General features: G+C 69.8%; 12 protein-coding genes. 1 reads left to right on the forward strand and 11 read right to left on the reverse strand.

Annotation, left to right across the window (positions count from 1 at the left end; all coding sequences use genetic code 11):
* The first annotated feature begins 77 nt into the window (after positions 1 to 77).
* Positions 78 to 1,130, forward strand: a complete 1,053-nt coding sequence (locus J8N05_RS31880; protein ID WP_210888941.1) for a helix-turn-helix transcriptional regulator — start codon at positions 78 to 80, stop codon at positions 1,128 to 1,130.
* 73 nt (positions 1,131 to 1,203) lie between these two features.
* Here the strand turns inward: J8N05_RS31880 and J8N05_RS31885 are convergent, their stop codons facing one another.
* The 11 genes from J8N05_RS31885 to J8N05_RS31935 form a co-directional block, all read right to left on the reverse strand.
* Positions 1,204 to 1,719: a hypothetical protein gene (locus J8N05_RS31885; RefSeq protein WP_210888942.1), complete on the reverse strand. Its 516-nt coding sequence runs from the start codon at positions 1,717 to 1,719 to the stop codon at positions 1,204 to 1,206.
* 207 nt (positions 1,720 to 1,926) lie between these two features.
* On the reverse strand, positions 1,927 to 2,220 hold the full coding sequence (locus J8N05_RS31890) for a response regulator transcription factor (protein ID WP_210888943.1): 294 nt from the start codon (positions 2,218 to 2,220) through the stop codon (positions 1,927 to 1,929).
* 103 nt (positions 2,221 to 2,323) lie between these two features.
* A complete protein-coding gene (locus tag J8N05_RS31895; RefSeq protein ID WP_210888944.1) occupies positions 2,324 to 2,479 on the reverse strand; it encodes a hypothetical protein in 156 nt (51 codons plus the stop codon).
* Positions 2,480 to 2,777: 298 nt separating this feature from the next.
* Positions 2,778 to 4,295, reverse strand: coding sequence for an AMP-binding protein (locus tag J8N05_RS31900; protein WP_210888945.1), 1,518 nt, complete (start codon positions 4,293 to 4,295; stop codon positions 2,778 to 2,780).
* On the reverse strand, positions 4,292 to 5,092 hold the full coding sequence (locus J8N05_RS31905; RefSeq protein WP_210888947.1) for a phytanoyl-CoA dioxygenase family protein: 801 nt from the start codon (positions 5,090 to 5,092) through the stop codon (positions 4,292 to 4,294). Before J8N05_RS31905 ends, J8N05_RS31900 begins: the two co-directional genes overlap by 4 nt.
* A gap of 116 nt (positions 5,093 to 5,208) precedes the next feature.
* On the reverse strand, positions 5,209 to 6,993 hold the full coding sequence (gene asnB / locus J8N05_RS31910; protein WP_210888948.1) for an asparagine synthase (glutamine-hydrolyzing): 1,785 nt from the start codon (positions 6,991 to 6,993) through the stop codon (positions 5,209 to 5,211).
* Between the two features lie 4 nt (positions 6,994 to 6,997).
* Positions 6,998 to 8,689, reverse strand: coding sequence for a non-ribosomal peptide synthetase (locus tag J8N05_RS31915; protein WP_210888949.1), 1,692 nt, complete (start codon positions 8,687 to 8,689; stop codon positions 6,998 to 7,000).
* A 65-nt stretch (positions 8,690 to 8,754) separates the two neighbouring features.
* Positions 8,755 to 9,591 carry a fumarylacetoacetate hydrolase family protein gene (locus tag J8N05_RS31920; protein WP_210888950.1) on the reverse strand — a complete coding sequence of 279 codons (837 nt, stop codon included), beginning with the start codon at positions 9,589 to 9,591 and terminating at the stop codon, positions 8,755 to 8,757.
* A gap of 13 nt (positions 9,592 to 9,604) precedes the next feature.
* Positions 9,605 to 10,651 (reverse strand): beta/alpha barrel domain-containing protein, encoded by a 1,047-nt coding sequence (locus tag J8N05_RS31925; RefSeq protein WP_247706588.1) that lies wholly within the window; start codon positions 10,649 to 10,651, stop codon positions 9,605 to 9,607.
* 66 nt (positions 10,652 to 10,717) lie between these two features.
* Complete coding sequence (locus J8N05_RS31930) at positions 10,718 to 11,494, reverse strand: 2OG-Fe dioxygenase family protein (protein ID WP_210888951.1); 777 nt, start codon at positions 11,492 to 11,494, stop codon at positions 10,718 to 10,720.
* Positions 11,495 to 11,568: 74 nt separating this feature from the next.
* The gene (locus J8N05_RS31935) at positions 11,569 to 12,540 is read right to left on the reverse strand and encodes an aspartyl/asparaginyl beta-hydroxylase domain-containing protein (protein WP_247706589.1); all 972 of its coding nucleotides are present in this window, start codon (positions 12,538 to 12,540) and stop codon (positions 11,569 to 11,571) included.
* Positions 12,541 to 12,560: the final 20 nt, after the last annotated feature.

The raw sequence follows: 12,560 nt of genomic DNA on the forward strand, positions 1-12,560 counted from the left end.
CTACGCGGCAGCCGGGAGACGTTGAGTGCGATGAGGATGCGGCACGTGTTCATGTGGGTATCAGGAGCGGAGGACTGATGGCGAACCAGCAGACCGATGACAACGTTTTCGCCGTGGGGGACACACTCGGCGCCGAGGAAGTGGCCGTTTACCGCTGGCTGGCCCTGCACGGTCGGTTAGACCCGGCCCGGATGGCCGAGGAGACGGGTGTCGACGAGGCGGCGGTGGGCGGAGCGGTGGACTACCTCGTCCGCATCGGCCTGGTGCACAGGGGCGAGGAGGGCGACGACCGGCTCTGGGCCGTCGACCCGCATCTCGTCGCGGCGGTGGCCACCGCGCCGGTGGAGCGGGCGATCGCCGAACAGCAGACGCAACTGCGGGTCTTCCGGGACCAGTTCGCCCAGTTGGCGGCCGACTACCAGGAGGGCAGACACGGTGTCTCCACGGACCTGGAGACCATACCCGGGCTCACCCAGGTACGGGCCGCGCTGAACCGCGCGGCCGAGCAGTGCCGCGAGGACATGGTCACCGTGCAGCCCGGCGGCACGCGCCCGCCCGAGGTGCTCCAGGACGCACTCCTGCGGGACAGCCAGATGCTCGCCCGGGGGGTGCGGATGCGGACCGTCTACCACCACACCGCCCGCTTCAACAGCCCCAGCCAGGCGTACGTGGCCACGGTGAGCGCGCTGGGCGGCGAGTACCGGACCGCCCACCAGCTCGTCGGCCGGATGATCATCTTCGACCGGGAACTCGCGTTCATGACCAACCGCAACGACCGGCTGGGCGCGGTGGTGGTCCGGGAGCCGTCGGTCGTGCACTTCCTGTACGAGCTGTTCGAGCAGGTGTGGTCGCAGTCCCAGCCGTTCTCCGACGCGGTCACCGACGGCCTGGAGGCGGTCGCCAAGGATCTGGACCGCACCATCCTGCAGCTGCTGGCGACGGGGCTGAAGGACGAGACGATCGCGCGGCGGCTCGGCATGTCCCTGCGCACCACCCGCAAGCACATCGCCGACATGATGCAGGCCCTGGGCGCCGAGAGCCGTTTCCAGGCCGGCGTCGCGGTGTCCGCGCGGGGGCTGCTGAACGACGACGGTGAGCCGGACGCGGCGCCCACCGCGGCTCCGACCTGATCCGGCGGCCGTCCGAGGTCCGGCCTGGGTCCGTCCGGGGTCCGTCCGGGGTCCGTCCTGGGGGCGTACGCCGTCAGCCAGGACCCTCCAGATGGAGTTCGAGCAGGGTGGTCGGGGCGTGGATCTCCGACAGCCGGTAGGTGTGGTCCCGGGGCACGAAGAGAGTGCCGCCCGAACGCAGCCGCATCCCCAGCGGGTGCGTGGGGCCGGGTGCCGGGTCCTCACCGACACGTGACAGGACGCACCGGCAGGCCCCTTCCAGGAACGTGACCGTGCGCTCGGCGCCGTTCGGCTCGCTCTCCACGACGGGAGAGTCCGCCGACAGGAAGCGGAAGAGGGGGCGCACGCGCAGTTGCAGCCTGCGGCCCAGCTCGGCCGCCAGGTCCTCCGTGCCCGGTCCGCCCGGCACGGAGGACTCGGCGCCCGGTTCCGGACGGGCCGGGCGCTCCAGTTCCAGCAGGGCCGACAGGGTCTTCGGATCCTCGGGCCACAGCAGGGCCGGCCCTTTGGCACCGTTGGCCGCCACGCACAGCGCCAGCTCCTCGACGAAGGACTGGATCGGCTGGCTCAGAGCTCGCTGTCCGGGCACGGTTCTCCGATCTCGCCGCAAGTCCGGGCGATGCTGGGTGAATGAGGTGTGTCGGGGCGCCGAAACGCACGGACACACGGAGGAAAGGGGGAGGTACTGTCTCGGCGCCACTGCCGCCGGGTGAGGATTCTGCCGCCCGGACATCGGTGCCGACAGTCACGGGTTCACGTGTCATCAGGCGCCCGCGACGGCGCACGGAACCGACGGTCAGGCCTGGGCCCGGTCGGGCCGGTCGGGCAGCTGGGGCATCGTCAGGAGCCCCATGTCCTCGATGGCGCTCATGAGGGAACCCTCGACCGACAGAGCCAGCAGCAGCAGATGCATGCGATTCCGAGCTCCGGTTTTCGCGCGTATCCGGCGCAGGTAGGTGTCGACGGTATGCGGACTTACGTTCATGCGCCGGGCGATCTCGCCGTAGGTGGCTCCGCGCGCTATGTGTCCGAGCACTTCTCTTTCCCGGTCACTGACTTTGCGGAGAGCTTCCCGTAGTTTATCGCTCACGGGGTCGGCGCCCTTTCTCTGTCTGTTTCCCGTGTTCCGGGATCTGTTGGACCACGGCCTCCGGAACGCGCCATGGGCCGGCTTCTCCGCACGTACCCGCAGGTCACTGCGGAGCGCGGCCCCAGCCGCTGTCGTCGGGCTCGATGGAGGACGTCGCCTGGACGTCGGCGCTCCCGGTGTCGGCGACAGCGGTGGCGGAAACGGTGCCGACCGTCAGGGCGAGGAGAACGGTGACGACGAACAGGCGGACAGACTTCATGGTTTCTCCCGGAATTCAGAGTGAGGAATGCTTGAAAAGTCCCGCCCGGTGTTGTCCGGCCGTTTCCCTTCCGCTCTTCCAGCATGGGGGGCGCCCGTCCCGGAAACCACCGGCGGAACCATTCACCAAGTGCCCTGGCACCAAAGCGGGGGGTGAACGAAACACCCAGAGGTCAACAATCAGGTGTAATACGGGCGTACGTGAGGGCTGAAGGCGTCCCTCGGCGCGTTCGGGGTGCCGCGAGACGCCTTCAGCCGTGGCAGATGTCCGTTCACGACGGCCCGGACGGGGCAGCGCGTCAGACTCGGCTCGCCGAGGGCTCCTGGAACGCCTCCCGGAGCTTCGCCCGGTCGATCTTCCCGTTCCGTGTCGACGGGAGCTCCTCCAGTTCGACGAAGTGCCGGGGGATCATGAACTTGGGCAGCCCTGAGGCACACGCGCGGACCAGGTCGTCCCGGTCGACCTCCGCGCCGGTCGCGCGGGTGTAGTACGCCGCCAACTGGGTGGACGCGGCGACCTTGACCCCGACGACCGCGGCCCGGCGGACCCCGGCGACCCCGGCGATCACGGACTCGACCTCGCCCGGCTCGACCCGGTAGCCGTTCACCTTGAGCTGGTCGTCGAGCCGGGAGACGAAGTGGAAGTCGGTGCCGTCGAACGTGACCAGGTCTCCGCTGAAGTAGCAGCGGCGCATACGGCCGTCGCGGTGTTCGACCTTCCGGAACTTCTTCGCGGTGAGCGCGTCGTCGCCGGCGTACCCGATCCCGACGCAGTTCCCGGCGATGACCAGCTCCCGGGTCTCACCGGCCACGAACGGGCGCAGCCTGCCGTCCACCAGGCACAGCAGCTCCGCGTCGACGACGGCGGTGCCGATCGGCGGCCGGTCGGGCCAGTCCGTGACGTCGCCCGACAGCCGGTACTGGGTGACCACATGGGTTTCGCTCGGCCCGTACTGGTTCACCAGCGTCAGGTCACCGTCGGCGCAGAACGTCCGTACCTCCTCGTTGATCACCAGCTGTTCGCCCGCAACCGAGATCTCCCGCAGACTCGGAACTCCGCCGCCCACGACACACGCGGCGGTGGCCAGTCCGTGCAGTCCGACCACCGGCTGGAAGAGCCGGGCGACGCCGTGCTCGCGGATGATGTCGACCAGCGTGAAGGGGTCCAGCCTGTCCTGGTCGTTCACCATGACCAGGGTCGCGCCGGCCAGCCAGGTCGCCACCGTGTCCTCGTACACCATGTCGAATCCGATGGACGACATGTGCAGGGTGTTCGGGGGGCGGTCGTGGCTCCATCGGCGGACGTGCCAGGCGCCCAGCTCGGCCAGGACGACCGGCGGTACCGCGACGGCCTTGGGTTCGCCGGTGGAGCCCGAGGTGGGGATGACGTAGCAGACCGGGCCGGTCACGACCTCGTCCCGTCGCGTTCCGCGGATCGAGCGGAAGGTGTGTTCCGGGACGCCGGCGTCGAGCGGTGCGCACTCGTCGGCCCGCAGGATCAGGGAGCAGCCGGCGCTGCCGACCAGTTTGCCGGTCCAGGCGGGCGGCATGGTCGGGTCGATGGACAGGACGCCTGCTCCGACGCGCCACACGCCCAGTACCGCGGCACAGCGGGACCACGAACGGGTCGAGTGGACGTCGACGACGTCACCGGGGCCGATGCCCTGTGCGGCGAGGCCGCCGGCGATCTCGGCCGACAGTTCGTCGAGTTCGGCGTAGGTGTGGGTGACGCCGTCGTCGACGACCGCGACCGCGTCCCGGTGCCGGGCGACGGCGTCCATCAGCATGTGGATCAGTGGGACATCGAGGTCGCTCATGCGATCAGACCGCCGTCCACGAGCTCCAGCGGCCGGTAGTCGCGCGACGCCACGAACTCCGGGCGCGGGTGCGGCACTTCGCGCAGTTCGTTGTCGACGCTGTTGTAGCTGACGAACGCCATGGTCCGGTCGGCCGGCGACATGTTGGCGCCGGAGCCGTGCGCGATGCAGGGGTGGAAGAACAGCAGGCTCCCGGCGCGTCCGGTGACGGACCGGATCTCCGACTCGGCGGTCACCTTGGTCATCTGTTCGGCGTCCAGCGCGAACTTCAGCTTCGACGACAGGTCGGCCTCCCACTGCGAGCCGTCCCCGGGCTCGGGGCGCCACGGGGCAATCGCGCCGTTGCGGTGCGAGCCGGGCACGACCAGCAGCGGGCCGTTGTGCTCGGTCGCGTCGTCCAGCAGCAGCGCGACGTTGACCGCCCGTGGCTCCGGCATACCGTCCTTGGGGCCCCAGACGCTGTAGTCCTGGTGCCACTGCCACACTTCGCCGCGCAGCGCCTTCTTGGCGTTGACCTTGAACTGGAACACATGCAGCTTGCTCTCAAGGATCTGCTCCGCCGCCGAGAGCAGCTGGGGCAGGCGCACCAGCCTGGAGAACAGCGGGCCCGTGGTGTGGCAGCCGTGGATGCCCCGCACCGTGGTCCCGTCCTCCTCGAAGATCCGCCCGGGGTGCTCGGTCGCGGAGAGATCGGCCACCTCGCGTCGCAGAGCGGCGATGTCGCCGGCGTTGAAGACGTCTTCGAGGAGCAGGAATCCTTCGGACCGGTATTCCTCTATCTGATGTTCGGTGAGCATGACGCTATGACCTCTCTGCCTGATTCTTTTCTGCCGGATTCATGAGGGGGGGGTGGGGTGATGGGCCCGGAAGCCGTTCCTTGCGCGGGCGCAGTTCGTCACGCGGGCGCAGTTCGTTACGCGGGGCCCCGCAGTCCCAGTTCGTCGATCACCATGCTGATGGTGATCACACTCAGCCGTGTGTCCCATTTGCCTGCGGCGCCGCGGGCCGCGATGCGTTCGAGCGCGTCCGTACGGAATACGCCGCTGGCCGCGACCATGTCGCGCCACCTGGTCATGAGGGGGTCGGGGGCCACCGCGGACAGGCCGTGCGCGGTGAATCCCTGCTTCGCGCGCCGCAGTACGGTGTCCGGGACGATGCCGGCGTAGGCCGCTTTGAGGCAGGCCTTGCCCTCGAAATCGGCGACCTTCTCGTCGTCGCCGACGCGCAGCGCCAGGTCGACCACGGGATTCCCGAGAAACGGATAGCGGCCTTCCACGGAATTCGCCATCATCATCGCGTCGCCGTGGTCGCCGAGCAGATGACTCCCCAGTTGTACGGAGGTGTCGGCCACCGAGCGCATCTGCATCGGGGTGAGTTTCGCGGCCTCGCCGTCGGTGAACGGAATCAGCCTGTCCCGCCAGAATTCCCGGCCGTCGAGCGCCTCGACACTCTCCTGGGTCAGGGCGTCCGACCGCCGGTGGTCCACCTGCCGCCAGTCGACCTCCCAGGAGAAGTCGGCCCTCCCCCACGCGCTCTCGTTCTCCGCACGGCTGGGAGGCGTTGTGCGGCCGTACCCGTCGAACGCGTACGAGTCGTAGCCGAAGAACAGTTCGTCGGCGCCCTCCCCCGACAGCACGCCCTTGAGTCCGCTCGACCGGACCTCGCGCGACAGCATCAGGGCCGCCACGTTGTAGGTCTCGCGCTGCGGATAGCAGCAGCGGCGCACCATCTCCTCGAACTCGGCGGTGATGTCCTTGTCCCGGCAGGTGATCTCCAGGTGCTCGCTGCCCACGGCGGCGGCCACCTCCCGCTGGAAGCGGTGTTCGTCCAGCAGGGCGTCGCCGAACACCACCGAGTACGTGCGCAGTGGTTTCTCCACGGCCGCGGCGGCCTCCATGACCAGCGTGGAGGAGTCGAACCCGCCGCTGAGGCAGGCCCCGATCTCGACGTCACCGCGCAGCCGGTCGCGCACCGACCGCCGGACCCCGTGCCGGATCTCCTCGGCGGTCACCGGGGGCCCGCCGGTTTCGAACTCGCCGTAGCGCCAGTAGCGGACCGTCTCCGGTACGCGGCCGGCGCCGAACCGGACCACGCTGCCGGGCGGCACGGCGTGGACGTCACGCACCAGGGTGCGGGGCGCGACGATGTTGCCGAGCTGGAGATACTGGTCGACCGCGCCGAGGTCCAGCCGCCAGGTGCCCGGCACCGACCGCACCAGCGGCCCGAGTTCCGAGCAGAAGTGCAACTGCCCGCCGGACTCTGTGTAGTAGAGCGGGCTGATGCCGAACCGGTCCCTGGCCAGGTGGAGGGTGTCGTCGGCACGGTCGAGGATCGCGGTGGCGAACTGCCCGTCGATCAGGCGGAGTCCGGCGGGACCGTACCGTGCGAACAGTTCGGGGATGACCGCCACGTCGACGCGGTTGGGGCTGTGCGTCACGCCGAGCCGGCCGCGCAGTTCGTCGGCGTTGTAGATCTCGCCGTTCGTGACGGCGACGAACCGCCCGCCGCCGTCCTCGGCGGGCTGCCAGCCGTCCTTGAGGGCGGTCATGCCGAGGCGGGCGAGTTTCGCCGTCAGCACGGGTGTGCTCAGCGAGTAGGTCTCGTCGGGTCCCCGGTGGAGGAGCCGGGAGTGCATGGTCGCCGCGGCGGTGCGGTCGAGGCCGCCGCCCGGCGCGAAGGTGCCGCAGAGGCCGCACATCGCGCTACACGCTCCGCTGCCGCAGCTGGTCGGTGAGGACGCGCAGGTCCCGTGCGCGCAGCACGTCGCGCACCCCGGCGTCCAGCCAGCCCAGTTCGCGCAGCTTCGCGACCAGTGACAGGGTCGACGCCGAATTGCCGCCCAGGGCGTAGAAGTTGTCGTCCAGCGCGGCGTCACCGACGCCGGTGAGGCTGCCCACGAGGGTGAGCACCTGCTGGACGGGGGTCGCCACGGCGTCCTCGCGGAGGACGCGGCTCCCCCGCAGGGATTCGCGGTCGATCTTCCCGTTCGAGGTGTACGGCAGCGCCTCGACGCGCTGCAGCACCGAGGGGATCTTGTACGGGTCCAGGACCCCTTCGAGATGGCGCCTCAGCTCTCTCGGGTCGGCGTCGCCCAGGTAGTAGCAGACCAGCGCGTCGCCCCCGGTGCCCTCCGAGCCGTCGTGCGACTCCACGGCCAGCACCGCCTCGACGACGGACTCCGCCCGGCACACGGTGTTCTCGATCTCGCCGAGGTCCAGCCGGTAGCCGCGGAGCTTCACCTGATGGTCCAGGCGTTCCACGAAGTACAGCTCGCCGTCGCGCAGTTCGGCGATGTCGCCGGTCCGGTACTCCGTTCCGTCGCCCGCCGGCCCGAACGGCCGCACCTCGTGCTCGGTCAGATATCCGGCGGCGACGGCGGGGCCCGTGATCACGATCTCGCCCCGGCGCACCGGGCCGTCGGCCCGGGTGTGCGCGGCCCCTTCGTCGAGGTCGCGCAGGTGGTACGCGCAGTCGCCCACCACGTCGCCGAGGGGCACCCCGTCACGGCAGGCCGCCGGGTCGAGCGGTCCCGTCAGCAGATTGCACACCGTGGTCTCCGTGGCGCCGTAGGCGTTGTGCAGCGCCGCCACCTCGGACCATGTGGCGACCACCGCCGACCGGCACGCCCCGCCGCCGTTGATCACGTGGCGCAGCCGCATCGCGCCGCTGGGCTCGGTCGCGGTCAGCGCGAAGGGGGTGGTCTTGAGGTGGGTGATGCCGAAGTGCTCCAGCGTGTGCCGCAGTTCGGGGCCGGGCGCCAGGCGTGCCTCGTCAAGGACCACGAGGCACGCCCCGGCGGTCAGGGTCCACAGGATCTCGGTCATGCAGCCGTCGAAGGTCAGCCTTGCGAACTGCAGGGTCCGTGAGTCCGGCCCCACGGACAGCCGCTCGACGTGGTCCCGGACCACCGCGGCGAGCGGGGCCGGGCGCACCAGCACGCACTTGGGCTCGCCGGTCGAACCGGAGGTGTGGATGGCGTAGCAGAGCTCGCCCTCGGCGTCGGAGACCGCGCTCACGGGATCGGGGGCGCCGGCGCGCCAGGCCTCGGGGACGTCGGTGAGGCAGGGCTCGCCGTCGTCCCGCGACCGGGCGAGCCGCCGGACGCCGAGCAGTTTCACCTTGCCCGAGTTCGACGCCACGCTGTCGCGGCTGTCGAGGAACACGAACGGGCGGCGTGCGCGGAGCGCTCCGATCATCGCCGTGATCGCGCCGAGCCCTCTGCTCGCCTCGATGCCGACGAACCCGCCGGGGGCGACCTCCGCGCACAGGTCGTCCGCGAAGATCTGGGTCAGTTTGTCGAACTCGCGGTAGCTGACGGTCCGGTCCGCCGTCCGTACGGCGTCGTTGTCTGGATTCTCCCGCAGAACGCGTTCGAATGCCTGTATGAGGGACATGTGACTCCAGTTCCACTCTCCGCCGACGCGCAGGGCCGAGCGGGCTTGTGACAGCGGCCGTCGGGTCAGCCGACGGGGTGGGTGAGCGTGCCGACGCCTTCGACCACGGCCCGCACGGTGTCCCCCGGCGCGATCGGTACGGCGCCGGGGGTTCCGGTGCAGATCACCGTTCCCGGGGCGAGGGTGCGGCCCATGGTGAAGTACTCGACGAGGTAGCCCAGGTCGTACTTCATGTCCCGTGGCGTGGCCGCGGCGATCGTCTCGCCGTTCCTGACGGTGGCGATCCGGACGCCGTCGAGGCGGTCGTCGGGGAACTCGTCCAGGGTGACCAGGGCCGGGCCGATGCTGCAGAACGTGTCGAACCCCTTCGCCCAGGGGATGTAGCGCGGGTTCTCGCGGATGGCGTCCTCGGCGGTCATGTCGAGGACGGCCGTCACTCCGGCGATGACGGACCGCCACTTGTCGCGGGGGACGTCCTTGCAGCGGGTGCCGACGACCAGGCCCAGTTCCGCCTCGGCGGTCACCCGCTGCGACTGCACGGGCAGTTGGATGGTTCCGCCGTTGCCGATGAGGCACGAGGTGGGCCGCAGGTACGAGCCGGGGCCGCGGCCGGGCTGTTCGGTCTCCAGGTCCTCGGAGTGCCGCCGGTAGTTGAGTCCGGCGCCCCAGATGCCGGCGTCGTCGTCGACGACGGTCGACGCCTCGGACAGGTCGACGGCGATACCGGCGGACCCGGCCGTCCGCCTCCTGACCTCGGCCTCCAGGTCGCCGAACCGCGGGTCTGCGACCAGGTCCCCGATGCGGGTGACCTGCTCGTAGCCGCTGACCTCCCGCAGGGGGAACCAGCTGCCGTCGATTCCCACGAGGACGTCCTGCCCGTTGCCGCTCTTGGCGAGCTTCATCTCGTCCGTCCTCTCAGGTGGCGTTGGCGAGTTGCAGGGAGCGCGGGCCGGCGTGGTCGGCGATCCTGGCCGCCGCCGCCCGGAAGTCGGCCGCGCGCGGGCTCTCCTGTGCCGCCCCGACCGCGGCCTCCATGAGCCGGGCCGGATCGGTCCCGTACTTGACGGCGAGCTCCTCGACCAGGGGGAAGAAGCCCGAGTGGATGCCGATCACCGCGCCGAGGACCTGCATCTTGCGCTCCTCGCCGATCACCTTCATGTTGACCCGGCAGAGTTCGGCGAGTTCGGCGAGCTTCTGGTAGTCGAAGCGGTCCCGGTCCATGACGCTGACGATCCCGGCGAGGGATTCGATGGCGGCGTTGCCGGAGCCGCGTCCTATGCCGTGGAGCGTCCCGTCGAGCACGGTGGCCCCCGCCCGGAAGGCGGTGACGGTGTTGATGTTGGCCAGGCCGAGGTTGTCGTGACCGTGGAAGCCGACGACCGGATAGCGTTCCGCGACCGCGCCGACATAGCTCTCGACGGTCTCGGGCGTCATCGAGCCGTAGGAGTCGACCACGTAGATTCCCGCGATCTCCGGTCCGACCCCGTCGAGCATGTCCAGCAGCCGGTCGACGGACGTGGCACTGGACTTCATCAGGTTGAGGTAGACCTCACCGCAGACGTCCGTGACCTGCCGGAGGTAGGGCAGGTGGTCCCGGACCCGGTCCGGTTCCACACCGATCCGGACGAACGACATTCCGCGGTCGCACATCTGCCCGATCGTCGCCGGCCGGGTGAATTCGGGCTGTGCGAACATTCCCCAGGGTTTCGTGGTCAGGGTCGACCGGGCGAGTTCGCACCAGGTGAAGTGGTCGATGTTTCCCGCCTTCACGCCGGTCCGCTCGGCCTCCAGGCCGATCCCGTGACCTATCTCGACCCTGGAAACAGGGGTCTCGTCGAGGCCTGAGAGAAGTTCGACCACGAAATTCTCGTCGAACTCGAAATCGACGGCGTAGGCACCGTCGCGCAAGGTGCAGTCGAGCAGTTGCATCTCGGACATCGCCCGGGATCGGCTGTCTTTCATGGGCTTTCGCCCTCCTCGGCTCAGCACGGACATTCACATGGACAGTCGGATGGTGCGGAATCCGTCTCAGATGTGCTGGCGCATCGGGGTGAAGTCGACGAGGATCACCGCGCGCTCGCCCGTCTCCGGTCCGGCCCCGCGCCTGATGGGGGCCACGTAGTGGCTGACCTTCTCGTCGGTGACGCCGTACGACTCCAGCGGCTTCGTCAGTTCGAACTCGGCGAAGGCCTCGCCGGCGGGCACGTCCTCGGGCAGCTTGCCCCGGTACTTCGGCGGCGCGATCATGTTCGACCCGCCGACGACGTTGCGGCGGTAGACCAGGTGCGCGAAGACGAACGGCTCGCCGTCCTGGTGGAGTTCGTTGGGCGAGGAGATGGCCTCGTGCCCGGGGTCGTCCACCGCCAGCTTGATCAGGTGCACCCCGACGTGCAGCGGGAACGACGCGTCGTCCTGCGACCAGCGCGTCTGTGCGTAGTCGAAGGAGAGGATCTCGTGGATGATCGGGTTGTTCCGGGCGGACTCGCTCATCGCGGGCAGCTTGCGGACCACGCCGACGTAGTCGGGGTTGTGGTCGGCCTGCCAGTAGCCGTTCATCCAGCCCTGGTCACCGAGGTGCGTGTCCGGTATCCAGCTGAACTCCCGTGACCAGGGGAGGAAGACACCGCGGGCGTAGCGGCGGTTGCGTCCCTCCTCCGTCGCGTACGGGTCCGGTGGCAGGTCGACGAACTCGGCGCGCAGGTTCTGGAAGGCCGCGTCGGATTCGGAGATCCCGAACTCCTCGGCGAGGTCCCAGCGGGCGAAGCCGTTCTCGACGAGGGCGGGCGTTTCGGTCAGTGTCTGCATGACTTTCCCCAAGCGGTGGTCGTCCATGGGTGGACTGGTGGTCGTGGGCGGGTGGTGGTCGGCGGTTCGGGCCGTCAGACCGTGGCGAGCCGGTGCGCCGGGCGGGTGACGACCTGGCGCCGGCGTCCGCGCCGCGTGGAGAACTCCACCCGCGGGCCGTCGTCGAAGAGGTCGAGGCGCAGCAGCCGTTCCTCGCTCCAGCCGAGCAGCCGGAACTCGCCGGCGCCCAGGTGGAGCAGCTCCACGGGCGCGCGCCCCTCGACGCGCAGGACGAGCCCGTCGTCCTCGGCGCTCACCTCGGCGACGAGGTCGCTCTCCCGGTCGTCGACCACCTGGAGTCCCCACTCCATGAAGGAGAACGGGACGTCGAAGCGGCAGCCGAACTCGGCGAGTTCGGTCCGGGTCAGGGGCAGGACGGGCCGGTAGTAGGCGATGTCGCTGGCCGGCAGCGCCGCCCGGAAGCTCTCCGGGAACAGGGCCAGCAGACTGTCGCTGGTCGCGCAGTCCGCGACCAGGTGGATCCTGGCCCGGTCCCCTTCGTTGCGTACGGAGTGCGGCCGGTCGAAGTCGGCGTACCAGAGCGTTCCCGGCTGCCAGCGCTGTTCCGTGCCGTCCATCACCAGCACGGCCCCGGGGTTGGTGACCAGCGGGATGTGCAGCCGTACGTAGCCGTAGGGGAGGCCGATCGGGGTGTCGGAGTGTTCCGGGACGGACACCCCGGGGGCCAGGGCCATCAGCCGGACGCTGCGCAGTTCGGTGCCCAGTTCGGACAGGATCCGGCCGAGGTAGGGCGCCTTCGCCATCAGGGGCGTGTCGGCGAACCAGTCGCGTCCCGGGCCGCCGGGGTCGGTGCGCCGGACGTCCCCGCCCGGGGCGCGCAGGGAGAGGACCTTCCAGTCCACATCGGATTCCTCCCCGACGACGCCGTCCTCGAAGGACCGCTGCAATGCCCAGAACTCGGAACCGCTCAGCTCCGCGAGATCCGCGTTCAGCAGATCGATATCCAGGTCGTCCCGCAGAACAACTGCGGCCGGAAGATTCTCCAAAGAGCTTCCCTCTTGCATGA

Source organism: Streptomyces liliiviolaceus (genome assembly GCF_018070025.1).
In the GTDB taxonomy this organism is placed as follows: domain Bacteria; phylum Actinomycetota; class Actinomycetes; order Streptomycetales; family Streptomycetaceae; genus Streptomyces; species Streptomyces liliiviolaceus.